The sequence below is a fragment of the Georgenia daeguensis genome (assembly GCF_039537705.1).
Taxonomy (GTDB): Bacteria; Actinomycetota; Actinomycetes; order Actinomycetales; family Actinomycetaceae; genus Georgenia; species Georgenia daeguensis.
The window spans coordinates 168,157-190,329 of sequence record NZ_BAABBA010000009.1 but is presented as its reverse complement, the minus strand read 5'-3'; the positions used below and the strand labels follow the sequence as shown (position 1 = coordinate 190,329).

Below are 22,173 nucleotides of genomic sequence, written 5' to 3'. Positions count from 1 at the left end.
CGCTCGGGGGATGACCACGGACGCCCCCACCTCGGCCCGGGTGGACGCCTGGCTGTGGGCCGTGCGGCTGTTCAAGAGCCGCTCGCTGGCCACCGCGGCCTGCCGGGCGGGGCACGTGCGCGTGAACGGCGAGCGGGCCAAGCCTGCCACCGCGGTCGGGATCGGCGACGAGATCGTCGTCCGCGGCGGCGAGCGCGAGCGGGTGGTGGAGGTGCGCCGGGTCCTGGTCAAGCGCGTCGGCGCGCCCGTCGCGGCCGCCGCGATGATCGACCGCAGTCCCGAACCGCTGCCGCGGGAGGTGTACGCGGTCCCACGCCGCGAGCGCGGCTCCGGCCGCCCCACCAAGCGCGAGCGTCGCGAGATCGAGCGACTGCGCGGGTACTGAGCGAGCGGCTGCCCGTCCGCGAGACGCCGCCCCGGACCGCGGGCCCAGCACCTGCCCGGACCGCGGGCCCAGCACCTGCCCGACCGCGGCTGCCGGGCCGCGGCCCGTGCCGGACCCTCTGCCCGGGCGTGACCGAACCGGTACCAACATTCCGGGACTGCGCGCGCACCCCGCGCGGAGAATCGGGTCATGGAGGGCGCAGCGGGGCGCCGGCGACCGGCGCACGGGCGGGCGAGGCGCGTGCTCGCCGCCGTCGCCGCGGCGTGCGCGCTCGCCTCCTGCGCGGGGTGGCCCGGCGGCGGCCCGGAGGCGGCCGGCACCGCCGCGACGGACACCCGATCGAGCGGTGCGACGCCGGCGCCGAGCGCCCCCACCACCGGCTCCGGCCCCTCCGAGGACGGCCCCGGCCAGGACGGCTCCGCGGGGCCCCCCTCCCCCGCCGACCCCGGCGGGTCGGGGACGCCGGGCGACAGCCCGGCTCCGCCGTCGTCCAGCCCGACGGCGACCCCGCCGCCCGGGCCGACTGCCGCGCCGACGACCAGCCCGGCTCCCCCGCCCGCCCCGGACCCCGACCCGACCTCGCCGCCGGCCACGCCGCCGCCCACGACCGCTCCGCCCTCGGCGCCGGCCGTGCCCGCGTCCTGGCGCGGGCAGGACGTCGAGGTGCTCCCCACCTCCGAACCGGTCGTGGCGCTGACCTTCGACGGCGGAGCCTCCGGCACGGCGGTCGCGAGGATCCTCGCGGTCCTCGCGCAGCACGACGTGCCGGCCACGTTCTTCGTGACCGGCGAGTTCGCGCGCAGCTACCCGTCGGCGGTGCGGCAGATCGCCGCCGCCGGCCACCCGGTGGGCAACCACTCCGACAACCACCCCGCGTTCCCCGACCTGACGAACGAGGCGATCCGCGCCCAGCTCGCGCGCGCCGAGGAGACGATCACGGCGCTGACCGGCCGCCCGGCGAAGCCGTTGTTCCGCTTCCCCTACGGCTCGCGCACACCGCTGGACGTCCGGGTGGTCAACGACGCCGGCTACGTGCCCTTCCGGTGGACGGTGGACACGCTCGGGTGGCAGGGCACCTCCGGCGGGCGCTCGGCGGCCTCGGTGCGCGACCGCGTCCTCTCCACGGCGCGCTCGGGGCAGATCGTCCTGATGCACGTGGGGGCGAACCCCACGGACGGCTCCACCCTGGACGCGGATGCGCTGCCCTCCGTGATCGAGGGGCTGCGGGCGCGGGGCTACCGCTTCGTCAGCCTCGACCGGTACTTCTGAGCGTCGGGCCGCTCAGAAGCCGGGGAGCGTCATCGGGTCGATCGTGGAGCCGTTCTTCCACACCTCGAAGTGCACGTGGCAGCCGGTCACGTTGCCGGTGGCGCCCGTGTAGCCGATGGTCTGGCCCTGCGAGACCCGCTGGCCCTGGCTCACGGCGAAGCCGGAGAGGTGGTTGTAGACGGTGATGTAGGAGTTCCCGCCCACGACGCCGTGGTTGATGAGGACCTGGTTGCCGTGGGTGCCGTTGCCGTACGCGCCGCGCACACCCACCACGGTGCCGCCGGCCGAGGCGTACTGGGGGTTGCCGCAGGCCGAGCGCAGGTCGACGCCGTTGTGCATGAACCAGCCGCCGGTGATCGGGTAGACCCGGTAGCCGTACGGGGAGGTCACGTAGAGGTTGGGGACCGGCGGGGCGAGGAAGTTGCTCGACGCGGGTGCCGGGGCGGGCGCCGGCGCGGGGCGGGACTGGTTGCGCGAGGCCGCGGCCCGGCGCTCGGCCTCGGCCCGGGCGGCCGCCTCTCGCTTCTTGCGCTCCTCCTCCTTGCGGCGGTTCTCCTCGTCGATGCGGGCGATCTCGCGGGCGAGCTCCGCGCTGTCGGCCTCGAGCTCGGCGAGCTGACCGGCGTACTGCTTCTTCTGGTCCTCGAGCTGCTTGGACAGGGCCGTCATGTCGGCCTGGATCTTCTCGATCTCGGCCTTGTGGTCGGCGGCCGCGGCGCGGGCCTCGTCGGCCGCGACGACGGCGGCGTCCGCCTCAGCCTTGAGCTCGCCGATGCGCGCGGTCACCGCGGTCTGCCGCTCCTGCTGGTTGCGGGCGACGGCGGAGGCGGTCTCCAGGTCGTCGAGCACCTGAGTCTGGGAGCGCACGGCCGAGCCCATGACGGCGTAGCTCTGGAGGAAGTCGTCGGTGGAGGAGGAGTCGAGCACCACCTCGAGGGTGGTGACGGCGTTGTCGCCGCGGTAGGTGCTGCGGGCGAGCTCACCCATGGCGGCGCGGGTCGAGTCGATCTCCTTCGCCCCGGCGGCGAGGTCGGCCTCCAGGGCCGCGGACTCGGCCTCGGCGAGGTCGAGGCGGCCGGCCACCTGCTCCTGCTTCCGCTCGGCCGCGGCCAGCGCCTTCTCGGCGGCGGCCAGCTTCTCCTGGGCGACGGGCAGCTTGGCCTTGGCGTCCTCGAGCTTGAGGTAGGTGGCGGCGAGGTCGGCGTCGACGCCCTCGAGCGAGGACTCGACCTTCTCGCGCTCCGCCTCGTTGCGCTCCTGCTCGCGCACCAGGTCGTCCCGGGAGTCCGCGTGCGCCACCGCTCCGACGGCACCGAGGCTCAGCGCCACGAGCGCGGCGGCGACAGCGCTGCCGAGCGCGCGGATCGGACGTCGGGCGGCGCGGGGGGCGGGAGAAGGACGGCGCACGGGGTTCACCTCACACCTTCGTGTAGCGACCGAGGGTCACGATCGAGCTGATGCCGGCGAGCAGGATCGCGGCGAGGACGAGGAACGGGGCGACGGTGAGCACGTCGCCGGTGTCGACGAACTGCACCCACGGCGTGGAGCCGGCGAGCCAGTCCTCCACGAGGTAGCGCACGCCGAGGAACAGCCCGCCGACCGCGAGGACGGCGCCGATCAGCGCGGCGATCGCCCCCTCGAGCATGAACGGCAGCTGGATGAAGAGGTTCGACGCGCCGACGAGCCGCATGATGCCGGTCTCGCGGCGGCGGGACATCGCGGAGAGGCGGATCGTCGTCGTGATGAGCAGGACCGCGGTGACGATCATGACGCCGGCGAGCCCGACCGAGAGCAGGGTGGTGCGGTTGAGGATCAGGAACAGCGGCTCGAGCTGCTCGCGCTGGTCCACCACCACCTCGACGCCGGGACGGCCCTCGAGCTCGTCGGCGACGATCTGGTACTGCTCGGGGTCGACGAGCTTGACCCGGTAGGAGACCTGCATCTGCTCCACGGTGAGGGACTGCGCCCAGACCGTGTCCGCCATCTGCTCCTGGAACGCCTCGAAGGCGTCCTCCTTGGACTCGAGGTACACCTCGTCGACGTAGGGCGCCATGCTCTCGGACGCGAGCAGCTCGCCGATGGCGTCGACCTGCTCCTGGGTGGCCTCGCCGCCCGCGCACGCGGGGGTCGCGGAGTTGGCCGGGCACATGAAGGCGGAGACCTCGACCTTGTCGTACCAGTCGTTCTTGAGGTTGCCGACCTGGATCTGGAGCAGGGCGGCCGCCCCGACGAACGTGAGCGAGACGAAGGTGACAAGGATGACCGAGACGGTCATCGCCAGGTTCCGCGAGAGGCCCTGGAAGGTCTGGGACAGGACGAACCGAAGTCGCACGGGTCCGCCCCTACCGGCTCGCGCCGTAGACGCCGCGGGACTGGTCGCGCACCATCACGCCGCCCGAGAGCTCGACGACGCGCTTGCGCATCTGGTCGACGATCTCGTCGTCGTGGGTGGCCATGACGATCGTGGTGCCGGTGCGGTTGATGCGGTCGAGCAGGCGCATGATTCCGATCGAGGTCGTGGGGTCGAGGTTCCCGGTGGGCTCGTCGGCCAGGAGGACGGCGGGACGGTTGACCATCGCGCGGGCGATCGCCACGCGCTGCTGCTCACCGCCGGAGAGCTCGTGCGGAAGGCGCTTCTCCTTGCCGTCCAGTCCCACGAGCTCGAGGACCTCGGGGACGGCGCTGAGGATGTGGTGGCGCGGCTTGCCGATGACCTGCGGGGCGATCGCGACGTTCTCGAAGACGGTCTTGTTGCTCAGCAGCTGGAAGTCCTGGAACACCGTGCCGATCTGACGGCGCAGGTGCGGCACCTTCCACCGCGAGACCTGCGAGAGCTCCTTGCCCAGGGCGTAGATCTGCCCGGACGTCGGCCGCTCCTGGCGCAGGACGAGGTTGAGGAAGGTGGACTTGCCGGAGCCGGAGGCGCCGACGAGGAAGACGAACTCGCCGCGCTCGATCTCCAGGCTGACCTGGTCCAGCGCGGGGCGTGCACCCCGGGCGTAGACCTTGGAGACGTTCTCGAATCTGATCACAGGTGTGTAGCGGCCAGTCTCGACAGTGGGGGCAGAACAACCACTGGCCACCTGGCAGGGTAGGCACGCGCGCGCCGTGAGCCTGCGCAGACACGCCGCACGGCCCCGCAACTACCTGCGGTGGCCGTCGCATATTCCGACGGCGGTACTCCGGCGGCCGTCGGGGATTCCTGCGAACCGCGCGCCCCGCCGTCGGGGATTCCGGCGAACCCCGGACCCGCGGTCAGGCGGGGACGCTCTCCTGCGACTTGCGCCAGCGGATCCCGGCGTCGATGAACTCGTCGATCTCGCCGTCGAAGACCGCGGACGGGTTCCCGGACTCGTGCTCGGTCCGCAGGTCCTTGACCATCTGGTACGGCTGGAGCACGTAGGAGCGCATCTGGTCGCCCCACGAGGCCTTGACGTCCCCGGCGAGCGCCTTCTTCGCGGCGTTCTCCTCCTCCTGCCGGACCAGAAGCAGGCGGGACTGGAGCACGCGCAGGGCGGCGGCCCGGTTCTGGATCTGGGACTTCTCGTTCTGCATGGAGACGACGATCCCGGTGGGGATGTGCGTCATGCGCACCGCCGAGTCGGTGGTGTTGACGGACTGGCCGCCGGGCCCGGACGAGCGGAAGACGTCGACCTTGATCTCGTTCTCGGGGATCTCGATGCTGTCGGTCTGCTCGATGAGCGGGATGACCTCGACGGCCGCGAAGGACGTCTGGCGGCGGCCCTGGTTGTCGAACGGGGAGATCCGCACCAGGCGGTGCGTGCCGGCCTCGACCGACAGTGTGCCGAAGGCGTACGGGGCCTTGACCTCGAAGGTGACCGACTTCAGGCCGGCCTCCTCCGCGTAGGAGGTGTCGAGCACCTGGGTCGGGTAGCCGTGGCGCTCGGCCCAGCGCAGGTACATCCGCAGCAGCATCTCGGCGAAGTCCGCGGCATCGACGCCGCCCGCGCCGGCGCGGATGGTGACCACGGCCTCGCGGGAGTCGTACTCACCCGCGAGCAGCGTGCGGACCTCGAGCTCGCCGAGGTCCTTGCGGATCGCGTTGAGCTCGGCCTCGGCGTCGACGAGGAAGGCGTCGGCGTCGGCCCCCTCCTCCTCCTGACCCAGCTCGACCAGGGCGGCGAGGTCCTCAATGCGCTCGCCCATCTTCTCCACGCGGCTCAGCTCGGCCTGCGCGTGGGATAGCTGAGAGGTGACCACCTGCGCGGCGTCGGGGTCGTCCCACAGGTCGGGGGCGGACGCCTTCTCCGACAGCTCGGCGATCCGGCCGCGCAGGGCGTCCGGGTCCGTCACCGCACGGATGGACTCGAACGTCGCGCGCAGGTGCTGGATCTCGCTGGAGAAGTCGGTGGCCACGAACGGCAAGGTTACGCGATCGCCCGGCGGGGCGTGCGGGTCAGCGTCGGACCGTCACCTCACGACGCGCGACCGGGGCGACCTCGGACCACAACCTGACGACGGCGCGTACTGGTCCGCCGTCGGACCGCCACCTCACGACGGCGCGCCAGCGCCCCCGACCTCGGGCCGCCGGTAGTTGCGTCCGGCGGCGAGGAAGACGACGAGGCTGGCGACGACGGCGGCGAGGATCACACCGGCCATCGCGACATCGTCGCCGCCGAGCAGGCCGACCACGGGCGAGACGGTCCCGGCGACTCCGGCCTGCAGGGCGCCGATGAGCGCGGCGGCCGTGCCGGCCCGCTCACCGTGAAGGGTCAGGGCCAGCGCGGTGGCGTTCGGCAGCACGAGGGAGTTCACGCTCAGCAGGAGCCAGAGCGGCGCCACCAGCCCCCACAGGCCCCCGGTGCCGGTGGCCACGAGAACGAGGAGCACCGCACCGAGTGCGGTGGCCAGCGGGATCGCCACCCGGAGCAGCGCGATCGGCTGGAACCGCTTCACGAGCGAGGCGTTGAGCTGCGAGCCGAGCACGAGCCCGGCGCCGTTGAGGGCGAAGAGCAGCGCGAACTGCGTCTCGCTCAGGCCGTAGCCCTCCTGGAGGACGAAGGGCGAGCCGGCCACGTAGCTCATCAGCGCCGCGAGGCCCAGCCCGGGAATGAGCGCGAGAGCCATGAACTGCCGGTCCCCCAGGAGGTACCCGTACCCGGCGAACGTCGCCCGGAGGGGCTCGCGCCGGCGGGCCTCCGGCGGCAGGGTCTCGGGCAGGGCCCGCGCGATCACGGGTATCAGGGCGAGCCCCACGAGCGCCAGGACGAAGAACGTGGCTCGCCAGCCCCACCAGCCTGCGATGAGGCCGCCCGCCGTGGGGGCGAGCAGGGGCGCGACACCGATGACGAGCATGAGGCGCGACATCAGCACGGACGCCCCGGCGCCGCTGTACCGGTCCCGGATGACGGCCATCGCCGTGACCGTGGCGGCGGCGTTGCCGACGCCCTGGATCACGCGCAGCACGATCAGGGGCCAGATGCCCGGGGTCAGCGCGCAGAGCACGGACGCGACGACGTGCAGCGCGACCCCGATCATCGCCGGGCCACGCCGGCCGTAGCGGTCGGAGAGCGGGCCGGCGAGCAGCTGACCGATCGCGCCGCCGATGAGCACGCCGGTGATGGTGGCCTGGACGAGGGCCGCGCCGGAGCCGAGGTCGTCGGCGACGACGGGCAGGGAGGGCAGGTACAGGTCCGTCGTGACCGCCGGGAGCGCGGCCATGGCGCCGAGCAGGAGGACGAACGAGGCGGGAGGCCGGGCGCCGGCCGGGAACGTCACGCGACCATCGTGGCATGCGAGCCCGCGTCGCCGGCCACTGAGCCCGTGGCGCCTGGCAACTAGCGGTCAGCGTCTCGCCCGAAGCCGGCGGCTCCCGGCTACCCGCTTACAACTCACGGCTCACGGCTCAGGGCTCACGGCTCAGGGCTCAGGGCTCAGGGCTCAGGGCTCAGGGCTTAGCGCTCAGGGACTCACGCGGAACGGTCAGAGCGGCTCAAGGGCCGCCGCGACGGCCACCATCTGCTCGAGCACGGCGAGAGTCGCGGCGCGCGGCTCGCTGCGGGTGACGCGGTGACGCACGAACAGGCGACGGGTGCCGAGGCCGGGCAGCGCCGCCCACCGCACGTTCTCCGGCAGCTGTCGGCGCATGGCGAGCTCCGGGAGCAGGGCCACGCCGAGCCCGGCGGCGACCATGGCGAGCGCGACGTCGAAGTCGAGGTAGCGGTGGGCGGTGCGCGGGGTGAAGGACAGCTCGGACGCCAGCCGCGCGAGCGCGCGATCGGCGGCACCACGCGGCTCGGGCGCGAGCCACGTGCGGCCCACCAGGTCGAGCAGGCCCGCGGGCTCCGGCTCCGTGGCCGGCAGCGCCACCACCCACGGCTCGTCGAGGAAGGGGACGTCGCGCGAGCCCTGCGGCGCCGGGGCCGGGCTGGACACGTCGTGCTCGATGACGAGCAGGTCGAGCTCCCCGCGGCGCAGGGCGCGCCGGCCGTGCTCCTCGGCCACCTCGTGCACCACAAGATCCACGCCGGGCAGGGTCTGCTCGAGCTCGGCCAGCAGCGGGACGAGCACCGCGCGGATCGCGGTCTGGAAGGCGCCGACCACGACGACGCCGGAGATGTCGCCCTCCAGCGCCGCCAGCGAGCGGCGGGTCTCGCCGAGCTCGGACTCGATGCGCTCGGCCGCCTCCGCCAGCACCCGGCCGGCCGGCGTCAGCGTGGCGCCCGACGGCTGCCGGTCGAGCACCCGCACGCCGGTCTCGGCCTCGAGACGCGCTATTTGCTGAGAGACGGCAGAGGGGCTCAGACGCAAAGAGTCGGCCGCGGCGAGAACGCCTCCGGACCTGCTCACGGCCAAGAGAACGCCAAGCCTGCGTGGGTCGATGTCCATGAAGCAAAACTGTATACCGGGTGCAACTTCATTCGATTGATCTTTATAGCCGAGAGGCTCACGATTGACCTGTGCCCGAGATCGTCGCCTCCGTGATTGTCACCGCCGGCTGGGTCGGTGTCATCGTCCAGCTGGTGGCCTACGCCCTGCTCTCCACCGGTCGTCTTCCGGCCGGGTCCGTCAGCTACCAGGGCCTCAACGTCTTCGGCGCGATCGCGGTGGGCGCCAGCTCGGCCTCCAGCGGCGCGTGGCCCTCCGCCGTCGCCAACGGCATCTGGATCGCGATCGGGGTCGTGGCGATCGTCGCCCTGAAGCGCCACCTCGTCACCCGCCGTCTCCGGGCCGCCGCCCGCACGGCCCAGCAGCTCCGCGGCCAGCACGTGGCCCGCGCCCGCCGCGCCGCCCGACGCTCCGTGGTCTCCCCCGCCCAGCCCGGGACGACGGCGGAGACCGGGCCGCTCACCGCCGAGCCCGGTCCCGTCACCGCCGCCCTCGCCGACCGGCCGCTTCACCCGGGCTCCACCCGGCCGGCGGGACGGCCGGAGCACACCGGCCGCCGCCGTCGCCGCACCCGCGAGAAGGTCGCCGCCTGAGGCGCGACGGACCCCGTCGATCTGAACGGTCACCCCCTGAAGCACGACGTCTCCGTCTGACTCGAGCGGTCGCCGCCCGGCGCTCGACGGACTCTGTCTGACCTGAGCGGTCGCCGCCCGACGCTCGACGGACTCCGTCTGACCCGAGCTGTCGCGCTGAGACGCCCCGTCATTTCCGTCGGAGGCGTTCCAGCTTCCCGCGTGCCTCCTCCACCGCGGCCTGCGCCTCGACGTGGGCGACGGCCGCGTCCTGGCGAGCCTCGGCGGCCTCGTCGAGCCGGTCCTCCACGCCTGCGAGGGTGTGCTCGCGCTCGTCGAGCCGGCGCCGGAGCTCCTCGACCTCGGAGCGCAGCTGCAGAGCGCGCGCCTCGAGGCGGTGGGCCTGGTCCTCGGCCGAGCGCAGCTCCCGCTCGGCGGTTGCCGCCGACCGTTCCGCCGCCTGCGTCTCCTCCTGCGCCCGGGCGATCTCGGCGCGCAGCGCCGCGGCGGCGTCCTCCTTGCCGGCGCGCCTGGCGGCCCTCGGCGCTGTCCCGCGCGGCGCCCGCGGCGCCTGCTCGCCCAGGGCCTCCGGCACGGCGAGGACCCCGGCGAGCTCGACGGGGTCCATGCCGACGGCGGCCATCGGCTCCACCAGAAGCCCGGTGCGCAGGGCGTTCGCGGCCCCCGCATCCGCCATCGCGGCCTGCAGGGTCGCCGCCGTCTGCTCCGCCGCCGCCTCGCTCACCTTCTGCCCCAGACGGGCCGCGACCTTGCGGCCCTCCCGGACGACGGCCGCGACGAGCTGGCGCCGCTGCCGGTTGAGGTCCCGGAGCTGGGCGGCGTCGAGGTCCTCCTGGGCCTCGCGCATCGCCTCCCCCAGCTCGAGGACCTGGTCGAGCTGCTCGCTCAGGTGCCGCACCATGGTGTTCGCCAGCCAGGCCGCGGCGGCGGGCTTGGGCAGCGCCTTGACCGCGCGCGCGAGCTCGGCGTCGCCGTCGGTCTTGATCCGCGCCGCCCGCTCGTTGCGTGCCGCGACGAACTCGCCGGGCACGAGCGCGTAGAGCTCCCCCGCGACCGCGATCAGCTCCTCGCTCCCCACTGCCGTCAGCCCGCCCGGGCCGTGGAGGTGACCCGCAGCGCGATGCCATCGCTCCACGGGACCAGCACCCACGGGACCAGCGGCGGGCGTGCCGTGGCGGCGAGCGTGACCTGCGCGGTCGTCCCGTCCGGCGTCCCGGTCGGCTCGGCCACCCGCAGGCCGTCGAACTCGCCGACCACCGCCGCCGGGGCGGCGCCCAGGTACTCACGCACCGCGGCGTCGACCGAGGCGTCCGACAGCGGGACGCGGGTGGCCCCGTCCACCGGCCCGGCGGGCGCGCCGTAGTACGTGGCGACGTCGATGGCGTCCGCGGCGTCGGCCGCGGCACCGTCCGCCAGGGCGAGAAGGCGTTTGCGCTCGATGTGCACCGCCGAGGCGCTCGCCACCACGAGCACCAGGGCCAGCACCAGCACCCCGAACGCGAGACTCAGCAGCATGATCTGACCCTCCTCCCCCGCCCCGGCCGCCGCCATCCGGCGCCGCAGCGCCGTCACCGCGCCGCCCGGAACTCGGGAACGGCGGCGACGTGGGTCGCGCTGACCGGCACGGTCGCCGGCACCGCGTTCACGACCACGTCCGGGACGAGAGGCAGGTCCACGCTCGTGGCGACGGTGACCACCACCCGGGTGCCCGGCGCCAGGCACGGCTCCTCGGTGCAGCTGACCTGAAGGGCTCCGGCCCCGTCGACGTCGAGCCCCTGGTCCTCGAAGGCCAGCTCGACGGCGAGACGTGCGGCGGCCGCACCCTCCTGAAGGGACTCGGCCCGCGCCAGAAGGCGTCCCGCCTCACGCGCCGCCCCCTCGGCGGCGAACGCCGCGGCCTGGATCTGCGCCAGCGTCAGGACCAGATACACGATGGGGACGAGCAGCAGCAGGCTCACGCCCAGGAACTCCACGACGGCGCTGCCCCGCTCGGGCCCGCCCATCACCCGCAGCCGCGCCCGCACCACACCCACGAACCCGGCAAGGCAGTTCCCCGGGACCCGCACCGCGCCCGTCCGCACCCCACTCATCCGAGCGGCTCCTCGAGCACCGCGTGCCCACTGACGTCGAGCACACCGGACGGGCCGAGCAGCCCCAGCACCGGCAGCGGTGCACTGACCCGGACCCGCACCAGGGTCGTCCCGCCCCGGTCCACCAGGGAGGCGGAGACCTCGCGGGCGTACCGGGGCGAAAGACTCAGGCCGATGAGCTCACGCGTGCGCGCGACCCCCTCGGCGGGCGTCGAGCCCACCAGCGCCGCATGCCGAGCCCCCTCGGAGGCCGAGTCGACCAGCGTGTTCCGCACATGAAGCCCCAGCACCAGCTGCAGCAGCGCCACGACGATCGCCAGCACCAGCACCGAGACCAGGACGAACTCCACCACGGCCGAGCCGCGGTCACCCTCGACCACCAGCCCCCGCCACCGCGCTCGGGACCACGTCGACAGCCCACGCCACCGGCCACGAACCACCGCCCTCAGAACGCCAGGACGCGATTCATCGCCGTCTCGAACACGGTGGACAGCGCCGGGCCGGCCAGCGCCCAGATCGCCACGACCAGACCGGCCGTCATCAGGGTGACCAGCACCCAGCCCGGCACGTCGCCGCGCTCGGGATCGTCCTCCAGCGACCAGCCGAGCCGGGCCGCGATCAGGTTGAGCAGGGTCCACATGTCGTCTACCTCCGGTTGAGTGCGGATGGTCCCGGCCCGGCGGCGCCGGGCGGCTGTCGGTGCTCACAGACCCACCTGCAGCACCGCGAGTCCGGGAAAAATCGCAAAAAGAACGGTGACCGGCAGCACCAGAAAGACGACCGGCACCATCATGCCGAGCTCCTTCTTTCCCCCGGTCTCCATCAGTTCGCGCCGGGCGGTCTCCCGCGCGTCCTGGGCCTGAGCGCGCAGGACCTCCGCGAGCGGCGTGCCTCGTTCGAGGGCGACGGCCACGCCCTCGGCGAATCGCGCGACGGCGGGCTCGTCCGTCCGGGCCGCCATGCGCTCGAGGGCGACGGCGAGCGGCACCCCCGACCGCGCCTCGGCCAGGGTCCGCCGCACGTCGAGGGCGAGCTCGCCGTTGGTGGTGCGGGCGATCCGCTCGAGCGCCCCGACCGGTCCCTCCCCCGCGGCGACGGCGAGCGCGAGGAGCTCCGCGACGTCGGGAAGCTCCATGGCCATCCGCTGCTGACGCCGCCGGACCTGGCTGGTCAACGACTGGTCACGCGCGACCGCACCGCCCACCGCGCACAGCAGGACGCCGATCAGGAGCGGGACGAGCGGCGCACCGCGCACCACCCCGAGGGTCAGCGCACCGAGCAGGCCGACCGCCAGACCGACCGCGGCCCACATCAGCTGCTCGGTACGGAACTGGTCGTGGGTCATCGTCCCGCCCAGCAGCTGCAGGCGACGGCGGATGCTGACCGAGGACGATCCGAGCCGCTCGAGCACCCGCCCGGCGTCGTGGACCATCGGCGCGAGGAGTCGCTCGAGGGTCGGGAAGGGCGTATGCACCGGCCGGTCGGCGAGCAGTCGGGACGTGCGGGGCCGCTCCCGCAGGTACGGCGCGATGCGGTCGTCCAGGGTGATGCGGCGCGCCGCCACGCGCCACAGCACGAGGCATACGCCGACGCCGCCCATCAGCCCGACGACCGCGCCGAGCGCCGTCGGGCTCACCGCAGCACCCGCGCTTCCTCGGGCAGCCGCCCGATGCGGACCATGAGCACGTAGGCGAGCAGGCTGCACCCGGCCCCCGACGCCAGCACGATCACACCGAGCGCGGAGTTGTAGGCCTCGGCGGTCTCGGCCCGCGTGGACAGCAGGAGGAGAACCACCCACGGGGCCGCCACGGCCATTCGAGCCCCTGCCACGGTCCACGACTGACGCGCCTCGAGCTCGCCACGGGTGCGAAGGTCGTCGCGGATCATCTTCGCCAGCGTGCGCAGGAGGCGGCCGAGGTCCGTGCCGCCGACCTCCCTGGTGAGCCGCAGCGCCTCGACGATGCGGTCCGCCACAGGGTCAGCGAGGCGCGCCTTCACCTCCTCCAGCGCGTCGACGAACCGGCCTGTGGCCCGGTAGTCCTCGGCGAACTGCCGGAACTCGGTGCGGACCTCCTCCGGGCCGCGCTCGCCCAGCGCGATGAGCGCCTCCGGCAGGGAGAGGCCGGCCCGGATGGCGGAGGCGAGGTCGTCGAGAACCTCGGGCCACACCGTGCGCAGCTCAGTGCGGCGCTTGCGGGCCCGTGCGCGCACGACGACCGAGGGGGCGCCGGCGAGGATGACGGCGAAGCTCGCGGCGATCGGCGGGGAGCCGGTCAGGGCCGCCGCCGTGACGAAGGTGACCAGGCCCAGCAGGCCGGACGTGATCAGCAGGGACGTCGGGGTGACCGACGGGGCGCCCGCCTGGACCAGGAGGTCCTGGGTCCGGGCCGCCCATCCCGGTGCCGACCGCCGTCGTGACGCGCGGGGCTCGAAGAAGGACAGCCAGATGCTGAGCAGCCCTGCTCCGAGGAGCAGCCCCACGACGACGCCCACCGTCAGCTCCCCGTGTCGGCGAGCAGCGCCGCCAGGTCGTAGCCGGCCCGTCGGAACCGTTCCTCGCCGTCGGGAAAGCCCGAGGACCGCCGCAGGCGCCCGTCCTGCTGGACGAAGATCTCGGCCGTCTCGACGACCCCGTCCTCGACCCTGCCGGTCACCGCGATGACCTCCCGCACGCTGCGCCTGCCCTCACGGTCGAGCTCGAGGTGCACGACCAGGTCGACGGCCGCGGCCACCGTCGGCACCACGAACGCCGCGGTGACGTTCTCGCCCGCCAGCAGCGGGAGCGTGCACAGCTTGGTGACGGCCTCCCGGGCGGAGTTGGCGTGAAGGGTGCACATCCCGGGAATTCCGGCGTTGAGGGCGACGAGCATGTCGAAGGCCTCAGCCTCCCGAACCTCGCCGATGATGATGCGGTCGGGGCGCATCCGCAGCGCCTCCTTGACCAGTCGGCGCAGTGGGACCTCGCCCGTCCCCTCGAGGTTGGCCTGCCGGGTCTGCATCGCCACGGTGTCCCGGTTCGTCAGCCGGAGCTCGAAGACCTCCTCCGCCGTGATGACCCGTTGCCCGGCCGGGATGGCGCCCGCGAGCGCGCCGACCATGGTGGTCTTTCCTGCCTGTGTTGCTCCCGAGACGAGGATGTTCATGCCCGCCACCACGGCGGCGTCGAGAAAGGCCGCCGCCTGGCTCGTGAGCGAGCCGAGCGTGACCAGGTCGCTCAGGCGCCGGGCCCGGGTGACGTACTTGCGGATGTTGACCGCCCACGCGGACCGGGTGATGTCCGGGATCACCACATGGACCCGCTCGCCCGTGGCGAGCGAGGCGTCCACGAACGGGGTCGACAGGTCGAGGCGCCTGCCCGAGACCCGGAGCATGCGCTCGACCAGGTCCCGCACCTGCGCGTCGTCGAGGATGGTCGTGGTCAGCTCGGAGCGTCCGGACCGGGCCACGAAGACCTTGCCCGGCTCGTTGATCCAGATCTCCTCTATCTCCGGGTCATCGAGGTAGCGCTGCAGCGGCCCGAGGCCGGCGACGGCGTCGACGACCTCCTTCGCGGCCGCCTCGGGGTCGCCGATCGGGGGAACGAGCCCGGCCACCGAGCGGTCGTCGTAGTCGGCCAGGGCGGCCGACACCAGCGCCCGCACGCCGTCGGCATCCCGAGCCGGGTCCACGCCGCGCCGCCGGACGAGCTCGCGCACCTCGCTCTCGAGGAGCGCCACCCCTTCGTCCACCCGCCACCCCCATGGTCGGTCGAGCAGACCGGCCCAAACCGGTCTTCCCGGAAACTAGCGGAGGAACCGCCTTGGCGGTAGACAGGCGTCCGAATCTGTGGACAACGGCAGGAGCCCCAGACCCTGTGAGGCGACGAAGACGTCGCCATGAGACGGCAGCTCGTCGATGTCGACAGCGGTGCGGCCACGGATAGGCGACCCCGCGAGCTCACCAGGCTTTCTGCGACGAGGACCGTCAGCGCAACCGTCCGGGCGGGCGGGCGAGCGGGAGGGAACCGGAAGTCGAGTGATCCGGCGCCCGGAGGCCCGCGGCGAGAGCGGGTGTGAACTCGCCGGGCAGATGGCCCGAGGGGGCGCAGTCATGATCCCGTCCGGGCGCGCGGGATGCGCCTCACCTGGCGGTACGGAGATCTCCTGCCATGGAGTGCGAAGACAGTGCGCCGTCGCGGCGCTCAGCCTGGAGCCGCGGTGCTCATTCGTTGCTCGGCGTCACCCGGATCAGCGGCACCGGGAACCGGGCCGCGCGGATCGGGTCGAGCATGTTGTCGGTGATGCCGGCCGTGAAGCTCTCGAACCCGAACACCTTGAAGAGCGCCTCGCGCCCGAACTTGGTGGAGTCCGCGATGAAGAAGGCCTGCGAGGCGATGGAGCGCATCTTGCGCTTGAGCTCGATGGCGTAGCTGCTGCTCGCGTAGATGCCGTCGTCCATGACGGTGCCGGCGCCAAAGACGGCGACGTGCACTCGCATGGTCTCCAGCTGTTGGATCGAGGTGGGCCCCCACATCGAGGTGCTTGTCGGGAGCAGCTCGCCACCGATGAAGACGAGGTTGATCTGCGGCTTCGTCGAGATCTCCAGGCCGACGTGCAGGTCGTTGGTGACGACGGTCAGGCGGCCGTGGTCGAGGTGGCGGGCCACCTCGAGGCACGTGGTACCGCTGTCGAGCAGCACTGTCTGCCCCTCGTGGATGCGTTCGGCCATCGCCGCCCCGATGGCGCGCTTCTCGGGCAGCTGCGGGTCGCGATCCGGGGGCGCCTCCGCCTCGCCCCCGCCCCCCGCCGGCGCGGCGGCACCACCGTGGGTGCGCACCACTACCCCATCGGCGGCGAGACGGTCGAGGTCGCGCCGGATCGTGGAACTGTCCACGCCGAACCGCTGCGCGAGGGCAGTGACGCTCTGGAAGCCATGCCCCTCGACGAGCTCGGCGATCTGCTGGCGGCGCGACATCGTTGACCTTCCGCTTGACCTGGGCAAACAGTAGCAACCGCACGGTTACGCGCGCACGGATGCCTTAATTCGTGCACAGTCTTGCACGACTTGTTGGACTTTCAGACAGCATCCCCCTAATGTGTGCCGCTAGTCAGGCACTCTGACGCACGGAAACAGGAATTTGATGCGCGGACACGGGGGTCCCGCGCACTGTCACGAGGGAGTGAACGGATGAGGAAGAAGCGCGCCGCTGGCGTTGTCGCCGCGGGTCTCGCCACCCTGCTACTGGCCGCCTGCGGGTCCGTCAATGACGGCGCCGCCGCGAGCGGCGACAAGGCCTCGAGCGGCGGCAGCGGCTCGGACCAGACGATGGTGACCGTCGTCAAGGTCAAGGGCATCGCCTGGTTCGACCGGATGGACGAGGGCGTCGTCGCCTACGGCGAGAGGACCGGCATCGACACGCGCACCGAGGGCGGTGACGACGTCTCCCCGGAGAAGCAGATCCAGATCATCCAGGACCTCATCGCCCAGAAGCCGACCGCCATCACCGTCGTGCCCAACTCGCCCGAGGCGCTCTCCGCCGTCCTCGCGCAGGCCAAGGCCCAGGGGATCGTCGTCGTCGCGCACGAGGCGACCGGCATCGAGAACGTCGACATCGACATCGAGGCCTTCGACAACGCCGACTACGGCATCGACATCATGGAGAACCTCGCCCAGTGCATGGACGAGGAGGGCAAGTACGTCCAGTTCGTCGGCGGCCTCACCGCCAAGACCCACATGGAGTGGGTCGGCGCCGCCTACGACCACCAGACCGAGAACTACCCGAACATGACGCGGGTCGAGACCCCGATCGAGAGCACCGACAACGAGACGGCCGCGTACGAGAGGGCCAAGGAGATCCTCGCGAAGTACCCGGACATCAAGGGCTTCCAGGGCTCCGCCGGCAACGACGTCCCGGGCATCGCCCGTGCGATCGAGGAGGCCGGCCTCGAGGACAAGGTCTGCAACATGGGCACCTCGATCCCCTCGGCCGCCGCGAAGTACCTGGCGACCGGCTCTATCGACAAGATTTTCTTCTGGGACCCGGCGCTCGCCGGTGAGGCCCAGCTGGAGATCGCCCGCATCCTCGCCGAGGGCGGCACGATCGAGGAGGGCACCGACCTGGGCATCGAGGGCTACAACAGCCTCAGGAAGCTCGACGGGTACGACAACGTGTTCGTCGGTGACGCCGGCATCGCGGCCGACGCCGAGGCCGCCAAGCAGTACAACTTCTGATCCCACAGGCGCGGGGCGGGCAGTGGTCCGCCCCGCGCCGGTGCTGAGAGGCGCAACGGCATGACAACCACGGCCCGTCCGGGCACCCCTGCACCCGTCCTCGAGGTGCGCGACATCGTCAAGACGTTCGGCGGCGTGACCGCCCTGGGTGGCGTCTCGCTCGACCTGCGTCCCGGTGAGGTCCTGTGCCTCGCCGGCGAGAACGGCTGCGGCAAGTCCACCCTGATCAAGATCATCTCCGGCGCGGAGAAGCCCGACGCCGGCGCGATCGTCGTGGACGGCGAGACGTTCGCGTCGATGGACACCACCGACGCCATCAAGAGCGGGATCCAGGTCATATACCAGGACTTCTCGCTGTTCCCCAACCTCACCGTCGCCGAGAACATCGTCTTCACCTCGGCGATCGGCGCCCGCCGGCGGTTCTTCAACCCCCGCGCCGCGCGGCCGGCCGCCCAGCGGATCATCGACGACCTCGGCCTCGCCCTCGACCTGGACGCCGAGGTCGGCACGCTGTCGGTCGCGGACAGGCAGCTGACAGCGATCTGCCGCTCCCTCGTCAACGAGGCACGAGTCATCATCATGGACGAGCCCACCACGGCTCTGACCCACACCGAGGTCGCGCACCTGTTCGCGATCGTCGAGCGGCTGCGCGCACGGGGCGTGGCGTTCATCTTCGTCTCCCACAAGCTCGACGAGGTGCTGGCGATCTCGGACCGCGTGACGGTGCTGCGCTCCGGCAAGCACGTCGTCACCGCCCCGGCTTCGGACCTGGACCCCCGCACGATCGCCCAGCACATGACCGGCCAGGAGGTCGACGACTCGCGCCGGCTCACCCAGCTGGACCAGGACGCCGCACCGGTGCTCGAGGTGGAGGGGCTCACCCTCTCGGGCGCGTTCCGTGACGTCTCGTTCACGCTGCGCCGCGGCGAGATCCTCGGCCTGACCGGCCTCCTCGGCTCCGGCCGCACGGAGATCGCAGAGTCCCTCTTCGGCGTCCACCCGTACGAGTCCGGGTCGGTGAAGGTCGACGGCGTCCCGATGGCGGTGCGAGGCATCGACGACGCCATCGCGGCCGGCATCGGGTACGTCCCCGAGGACCGCCTCACGCAGGGCCTGTTCCTCGAGAAGTCCATCGCCGAGAACATCATCGCCAGCTCCGCCGAGGGGCACCGCACCCGCTGGCGCACGCTCGACAAGCGCGCGATCCACACCACCATCGACACGCTGTTCCGCCGCCTGCGGGTCAAGGCACCGAACGTCCAGGCCCCGGTGCGATCCCTGTCCGGCGGCAACGCCCAACGCGTGGTGCTCGCCAAGTGGCTCGCGCGGCGGCCGAAGGTGCTCATGCTCAACGGGCCGACCGTCGGCGTGGACGTCGGCTCGAAGTCCGAGATCCTCGACATCCTGCGTGCCCAGGCCGCCGAGGGCATGGGCGTGATCGTCATCTCCGACGACGTCCCCGAGCTCGTGGCCTGCTGCCACCGCGTGCTGGTCGTGCGCCACGGCCGCATCGTCGAGGAGCTCGCCGAAGAGGACGTCGACGTCGACAGCATCCGGAAGAAGGTGGCCGCATGAGTGCGGACAGGTCCAGGGCGGCGTTGCTGCGCCGCCTGCGCGGGCGGAACAACGAGGGCGTCCTTGTCCTCGTCCTGCTCGTGCTCGTCATCGGGATGTCGATCGCCAACCCGGTGTTCTTCTCGCTCCCGACCGCGTTCGGCATCCTGCGCAGCGCGATCGTGCCGATGATCTTCGCCCTCGGGGTGCTGCTGGTCATCATCTCGGGCGGCATCGACATGTCGTTCGCGGCGATCGCCGTCTTCGCCGCCTACACCACGATCAAGCTGCAGCTGGCCGGCGGGTTCGACCTCGGCCTCGTCGGCGCCTTCGTCGTGGCCCTGGTCCTCGGGGCCGCCCTTGGCGCGATCAACGGCTTCATCATCGCCAAGTTCCGCCTGCCGACGATGATCGTCACGCTCGGTACTCGCGGCATCTTCACGGGGGCGCTGCTCACCTACGTCGGCTCCCGCTACATCGCCGACCTGCCCGCCGGCATGGCGTCGGTCTCGACGACCAACCTCGTCGCGGTGACGTCCCCGACGGGCAACGCCTACCTGCACGTCATGGTCGTCCCGGCGATCCTCCTGGCGGTCCTCATCGCCTGGGTGCTGCGCAGGACGATGTTCGGGCGAAGCATCTACGCCATCGGCGGCGACGCCGAGGCCGCCCGCCGCGCCGGGATCCGAGTGGTCCGCACGCAGGTCTGGATGTACGTGCTGGTCGGGATGATGGCCGCCGTCGGCGGCATGATCTACATGATCATGGGCCGCAGCGGCACCCCCCAGGAGCTGGTCGGCGACGAGCTGGACATCATCGCCGCCGTCGTCCTGGGCGGGGCGTCGATCTTCGGCGGCCGCGGCTCCGTGACCGGCACCGTGCTCGGCGTCCTCCTCATCCAGGTCATCAACAACAGTCTCATCCTCGCCGGGGTGCCCAGCGCCTGGCAGCGCACCGCCGTCGGCCTGCTGCTCGTCATCGGCGTGGGCATCCAGGCGATCGCCGCCCGCCGCTCCGCCCGCCGGATCCGGACCGTCGACGAGCCCGACGACGGCGCGACCGGCCCGGCGACCGCCCCCGTCCAGCACGAGAAGGTGACGGCATGAACGACACCCAGCAGCCGATGCGACGGCTCAACCGGTCTGTCGACTCCCGGTGGAAGGACCTGCTCGGCACGGTGCACGTGGACCGCAGCGCGCGGCGGATGCTGCTGCTCGTCATCGCGGCGTTCGCGCTGTTCACCGTGCTCAACCCGGCGGTCTTCCTCGGCCCGATCAACCTGCAGAACATCGCGCTCGCCTCGCCCGAGGTCGGCGTGCTCGCGCTCGCGATGATGCTCGCGATGCTCACCGGCGGGATCGACCTCTCGCTCGTGTCCATCGCGAACCTCACGGCGATCACCATGTCGACCCTGTACACGGCCATCGCGGCCGACGACCCGGCCCGGGCCGAGCAGCTGTTTCCGGTCATCCTCCTCGTGGGCATCGCCGTGGGCATCCTCGGCGGGTTCGTCAACGGCGTCCTCGTCGCCTGGGTCGGCATCACCCCGATCCTCGCGACGCTGGGCACGATGCAGATCTACAACGGCATCGCCGTCGCCTGGACCGGCGGCAAGACCCTCTACGGCGCCCCGGCCGGACTCACCACGTTCGGGCAGTCCACGGTCGGCGGGGTCCCCACCCTCTTCGTCGTCTTTGTCCTCGTGGCTCTGGCGATCGGCCTGCTGGTGAACCGCACACCGCTGGGCCTGAAGGTGACGCTGCAGGGTGCCAACCCGACTGCCGCGCGCTTCTCAGGCATCAACAGCTCGCGGGTGCTCATGAGCACCTACCTGACCACCGGTCTGCTCGGCGGCATCGCCGGCGTGCTGTTCCTGGCCCGCAACCCCACCGCCTCCGCCGACTACGGCGCCTCGTACGTGCTGCTCGTCGTGGTGATCGCTGTCCTGGCCGGCACCAACCCCAACGGCGGCTTCGCGACCGTGCTCGGCGTCGTCCTGGCGACCCTGACCCTGCAGATCGTGCAGAGCGGCTTCACGGCGGTGCGCCTCTCGGCCTTCGAGTACGCCATGGCTCAGGGCGTGATCCTCGTGGCGGTGATGGTCCTCGACCAGGTCAAGTGGCGACGGCGACGCCGGCCCGCACCACCCGTCGGCGCCGTCAGCGCGACGACCACCGCGTAAGCGTCATCCCCAACAGCTTCGACGAAAGGAACGTCATGAGAAAGATCATCAACAAGCCCGAGAACTTCGTCGACGAGATGATCGAGGGCATCCTCCTCGCCCACCCCGACCAGGTGAAGACACCGGGCGAGGACCCGCGGATCCTCGTCCGGGCGGACGCCCCCGTTCCCGGCCAGGTGGGCATCGTCACCGGCGGCGGCTCCGGCCACCTGCCGCTCTTCAAGGGCTACGTCGGCAAGGGCCTCGCCTCCGGGGTGGCGATCGGCAACGTCTTCAGCTCGCCGAGCTCCCAGCAGGTCTTCGAGGCCACCAAGGCCGTCGACGGAGGCCGGGGGGTGCTCTACCTGTACGGCAACTACGGCGGCGACGTCTTCAACTTCGACCTCGCCGCGGACCTCGCCGAGCTCGAGGACATCGAGACCCGCACCGTCCTCGGCCGCGACGACGTCGCCAGCCAGCCGAAGGAGCGCAAGCACGACCGCCGCGGCGTCGCGGGCATCTTCTTCGCCTACAAGGCCGCCGGCGCCGCCGCCGAGCGCGGCGACAGCCTCGAGGAGGTCGCCGCCGTCGCCGAGGACGTCGTCGAGCACACCGCGACGATGGGCATCGGCCTGTCCCCGACGATCCTGCCGACCACGGGCGAGCCGAGCTTCGACGTGCCCGACGGCGAGATGGAGGTCGGCATCGGCATCCACGGAGAGCCCGGTATCCACCGCGGGCCGCTGGAGACCGCCGACGAGATCACCGAGCGTCTCCTCACCGCGATCGTCGAGGACCTCGAGATCACCGCCGGGGATCGGGTGGCCGTGCTCCTCAACGGGCTGGGCGCCACCCCGCTGGAGGAGCTGTACGTCATGTACCGCCGCGTCCACCAGCTCCTCGCCGACCGCGGCGTCACCATCGAGCGTCAGTACGTCGGCGAGTACGCCACGAGCCTGGAGATGGCCGGCGCGTCCGTCTCGCTGCTCAAGCTCGACGACGCCCGCCTCGCCCTGCTCGACGCGCCCGCCGCGTCCCCGTTCTTCCAGGAGGTCTGATCAT

23 protein-coding genes are annotated in these 22,173 nt (G+C 72.2%); 8 read left to right on the top strand and 15 right to left on the bottom strand.

Annotation, left to right across the window (positions count from 1 at the left end; all coding sequences use genetic code 11):
* The first annotated feature begins 10 nt into the window (after positions 1 to 10).
* On the top strand, positions 11 to 385 hold the full coding sequence (locus ABD774_RS11125) for an RNA-binding S4 domain-containing protein (protein ID WP_345040996.1): 375 nt from the start codon (positions 11 to 13) through the stop codon (positions 383 to 385).
* Between the two features lie 189 nt (positions 386 to 574).
* Positions 575 to 1,654: a polysaccharide deacetylase family protein gene (locus tag ABD774_RS11120; RefSeq protein WP_345040993.1), complete on the top strand. Its 1,080-nt coding sequence runs from the start codon at positions 575 to 577 to the stop codon at positions 1,652 to 1,654.
* A 12-nt stretch (positions 1,655 to 1,666) separates the two neighbouring features.
* On the opposite strand, the gene ABD774_RS11115 is transcribed toward ABD774_RS11120, so the two are convergent.
* The 6 genes from ABD774_RS11115 to ABD774_RS11090 all read right to left on the bottom strand — a co-directional run bounded on the left by ABD774_RS11115 (position 1,667) and on the right by ABD774_RS11090 (position 8,503).
* Positions 1,667 to 3,061, bottom strand: coding sequence for a peptidoglycan DD-metalloendopeptidase family protein (locus ABD774_RS11115; RefSeq protein WP_345040991.1), 1,395 nt, complete (start codon positions 3,059 to 3,061; stop codon positions 1,667 to 1,669).
* A 10-nt stretch (positions 3,062 to 3,071) separates the two neighbouring features.
* Positions 3,072 to 3,986: a permease-like cell division protein FtsX gene (gene ftsX, locus ABD774_RS11110; protein WP_345040989.1), complete on the bottom strand. Its 915-nt coding sequence runs from the start codon at positions 3,984 to 3,986 to the stop codon at positions 3,072 to 3,074.
* A gap of 10 nt (positions 3,987 to 3,996) precedes the next feature.
* Positions 3,997 to 4,686, bottom strand: a complete 690-nt coding sequence (gene ftsE / locus ABD774_RS11105; protein WP_345040985.1) for a cell division ATP-binding protein FtsE — start codon at positions 4,684 to 4,686, stop codon at positions 3,997 to 3,999.
* Between the two features lie 223 nt (positions 4,687 to 4,909).
* Positions 4,910 to 6,031, bottom strand: coding sequence for a peptide chain release factor 2 (prfB, locus tag ABD774_RS11100; RefSeq protein WP_345040984.1), 1,122 nt, complete (start codon positions 6,029 to 6,031; stop codon positions 4,910 to 4,912).
* 135 nt (positions 6,032 to 6,166) lie between these two features.
* A complete protein-coding gene (locus tag ABD774_RS11095; protein ID WP_345040982.1) occupies positions 6,167 to 7,393 on the bottom strand; it encodes a multidrug effflux MFS transporter in 1,227 nt (408 codons plus the stop codon).
* A 204-nt stretch (positions 7,394 to 7,597) separates the two neighbouring features.
* A complete protein-coding gene (locus ABD774_RS11090) occupies positions 7,598 to 8,503 on the bottom strand; it encodes a LysR family transcriptional regulator (protein ID WP_345040980.1) in 906 nt (301 codons plus the stop codon).
* Positions 8,504 to 8,574: 71 nt separating this feature from the next.
* On the opposite strand from ABD774_RS11090, the gene ABD774_RS11085 reads away from it, so the two are divergent.
* Positions 8,575 to 9,096: a CBU_0592 family membrane protein gene (locus ABD774_RS11085; RefSeq protein WP_345040978.1), complete on the top strand. Its 522-nt coding sequence runs from the start codon at positions 8,575 to 8,577 to the stop codon at positions 9,094 to 9,096.
* A gap of 169 nt (positions 9,097 to 9,265) precedes the next feature.
* Here the strand turns inward: ABD774_RS11085 and ABD774_RS11080 are convergent, their stop codons facing one another.
* The 9 genes from ABD774_RS11080 to ABD774_RS11040 all read right to left on the bottom strand — a co-directional run bounded on the left by ABD774_RS11080 (position 9,266) and on the right by ABD774_RS11040 (position 16,139).
* Positions 9,266 to 10,174 carry a coiled-coil domain-containing protein gene (locus ABD774_RS11080; RefSeq protein ID WP_345040975.1) on the bottom strand — a complete coding sequence of 303 codons (909 nt, stop codon included), beginning with the start codon at positions 10,172 to 10,174 and terminating at the stop codon, positions 9,266 to 9,268.
* Between the two features lie 5 nt (positions 10,175 to 10,179).
* Positions 10,180 to 10,611, bottom strand: coding sequence for a hypothetical protein (locus ABD774_RS11075; RefSeq protein WP_345040973.1), 432 nt, complete (start codon positions 10,609 to 10,611; stop codon positions 10,180 to 10,182).
* Between the two features lie 53 nt (positions 10,612 to 10,664).
* Complete coding sequence (locus tag ABD774_RS11070) at positions 10,665 to 11,186, bottom strand: pilus assembly protein (RefSeq protein WP_345040971.1); 522 nt, start codon at positions 11,184 to 11,186, stop codon at positions 10,665 to 10,667.
* Positions 11,183 to 11,566, bottom strand: coding sequence for a TadE/TadG family type IV pilus assembly protein (locus tag ABD774_RS11065; protein WP_345040968.1), 384 nt, complete (start codon positions 11,564 to 11,566; stop codon positions 11,183 to 11,185). Before ABD774_RS11065 ends, ABD774_RS11070 begins: the two co-directional genes overlap by 4 nt.
* Positions 11,567 to 11,631: 65 nt before the next feature.
* Positions 11,632 to 11,826: a hypothetical protein gene (locus tag ABD774_RS11060; protein ID WP_345040966.1), complete on the bottom strand. Its 195-nt coding sequence runs from the start codon at positions 11,824 to 11,826 to the stop codon at positions 11,632 to 11,634.
* A gap of 63 nt (positions 11,827 to 11,889) precedes the next feature.
* Positions 11,890 to 12,822, bottom strand: a complete 933-nt coding sequence (locus ABD774_RS11055; protein WP_345040964.1) for a type II secretion system F family protein — start codon at positions 12,820 to 12,822, stop codon at positions 11,890 to 11,892.
* Positions 12,819 to 13,679, bottom strand: a complete 861-nt coding sequence (locus tag ABD774_RS11050) for a type II secretion system F family protein (RefSeq protein WP_345040961.1) — start codon at positions 13,677 to 13,679, stop codon at positions 12,819 to 12,821. The genes ABD774_RS11055 and ABD774_RS11050 overlap by 4 nt, the downstream gene beginning before the upstream one ends.
* A 2-nt stretch (positions 13,680 to 13,681) precedes the next feature.
* Positions 13,682 to 14,902 carry a TadA family conjugal transfer-associated ATPase gene (locus ABD774_RS11045; protein ID WP_345040959.1) on the bottom strand — a complete coding sequence of 407 codons (1,221 nt, stop codon included), beginning with the start codon at positions 14,900 to 14,902 and terminating at the stop codon, positions 13,682 to 13,684.
* A gap of 484 nt (positions 14,903 to 15,386) precedes the next feature.
* Positions 15,387 to 16,139: a DeoR/GlpR family DNA-binding transcription regulator gene (locus tag ABD774_RS11040; RefSeq protein WP_345040956.1), complete on the bottom strand. Its 753-nt coding sequence runs from the start codon at positions 16,137 to 16,139 to the stop codon at positions 15,387 to 15,389.
* A gap of 213 nt (positions 16,140 to 16,352) precedes the next feature.
* Here ABD774_RS11040 and ABD774_RS11035 point away from each other — a divergent pair, with 213 nt between their 5' ends.
* From ABD774_RS11035 to ABD774_RS11015, 5 genes are read left to right on the top strand one after another with little or no spacing between them, the layout of a single operon-like run.
* Positions 16,353 to 17,396, top strand: a complete 1,044-nt coding sequence (locus ABD774_RS11035; protein WP_345040954.1) for a substrate-binding domain-containing protein — start codon at positions 16,353 to 16,355, stop codon at positions 17,394 to 17,396.
* A gap of 60 nt (positions 17,397 to 17,456) precedes the next feature.
* Entirely contained in the window at positions 17,457 to 18,971 is a 1,515-nt protein-coding gene (locus ABD774_RS11030; protein WP_345040952.1) for a sugar ABC transporter ATP-binding protein, read from the top strand.
* Positions 18,968 to 20,056 (top strand): ABC transporter permease, encoded by a 1,089-nt coding sequence (locus ABD774_RS11025; RefSeq protein WP_345040949.1) that lies wholly within the window; start codon positions 18,968 to 18,970, stop codon positions 20,054 to 20,056. Before ABD774_RS11030 ends, ABD774_RS11025 begins: the two co-directional genes overlap by 4 nt.
* Positions 20,053 to 21,132: an ABC transporter permease gene (locus ABD774_RS11020; protein WP_345040947.1), complete on the top strand. Its 1,080-nt coding sequence runs from the start codon at positions 20,053 to 20,055 to the stop codon at positions 21,130 to 21,132. The genes ABD774_RS11025 and ABD774_RS11020 overlap by 4 nt, the downstream gene beginning before the upstream one ends.
* A 35-nt stretch (positions 21,133 to 21,167) precedes the next feature.
* The gene (locus tag ABD774_RS11015; protein WP_345040944.1) at positions 21,168 to 22,169 is read left to right on the top strand and encodes a dihydroxyacetone kinase subunit DhaK; all 1,002 of its coding nucleotides are present in this window, start codon (positions 21,168 to 21,170) and stop codon (positions 22,167 to 22,169) included.
* The last annotated feature ends 4 nt before the right edge of the window (positions 22,170 to 22,173 follow it).

Coding starts and splice junctions, on each gene's coding strand:
- ABD774_RS11060 (WP_345040966.1), bottom strand. CDS start 11,826: ATGTGGACCCTGCTCAACCTGATCGCGGCCCGGCTCGGCTGGTCGCTG.
- ABD774_RS11015 (WP_345040944.1), top strand. CDS start 21,168: ATGAGAAAGATCATCAACAAGCCCGAGAACTTCGTCGACGAGATGATC.
- ABD774_RS11035 (WP_345040954.1), top strand. CDS start 16,353: ATGAGGAAGAAGCGCGCCGCTGGCGTTGTCGCCGCGGGTCTCGCCACC.
- ABD774_RS11030 (WP_345040952.1), top strand. CDS start 17,457: ATGACAACCACGGCCCGTCCGGGCACCCCTGCACCCGTCCTCGAGGTG.
- ABD774_RS11090 (WP_345040980.1), bottom strand. CDS start 8,503: ATGGACATCGACCCACGCAGGCTTGGCGTTCTCTTGGCCGTGAGCAGG.
- ABD774_RS11075 (WP_345040973.1), bottom strand. CDS start 10,611: ATGCTGCTGAGTCTCGCGTTCGGGGTGCTGGTGCTGGCCCTGGTGCTC.
- ABD774_RS11070 (WP_345040971.1), bottom strand. CDS start 11,186: ATGAGTGGGGTGCGGACGGGCGCGGTGCGGGTCCCGGGGAACTGCCTT.
- ABD774_RS11125 (WP_345040996.1), top strand. CDS start 11: ATGACCACGGACGCCCCCACCTCGGCCCGGGTGGACGCCTGGCTGTGG.
- ABD774_RS11120 (WP_345040993.1), top strand. CDS start 575: ATGGAGGGCGCAGCGGGGCGCCGGCGACCGGCGCACGGGCGGGCGAGG.
- ABD774_RS11020 (WP_345040947.1), top strand. CDS start 20,053: ATGAACGACACCCAGCAGCCGATGCGACGGCTCAACCGGTCTGTCGAC.
- ABD774_RS11025 (WP_345040949.1), top strand. CDS start 18,968: ATGAGTGCGGACAGGTCCAGGGCGGCGTTGCTGCGCCGCCTGCGCGGG.
- ABD774_RS11040 (WP_345040956.1), bottom strand. CDS start 16,139: ATGTCGCGCCGCCAGCAGATCGCCGAGCTCGTCGAGGGGCATGGCTTC.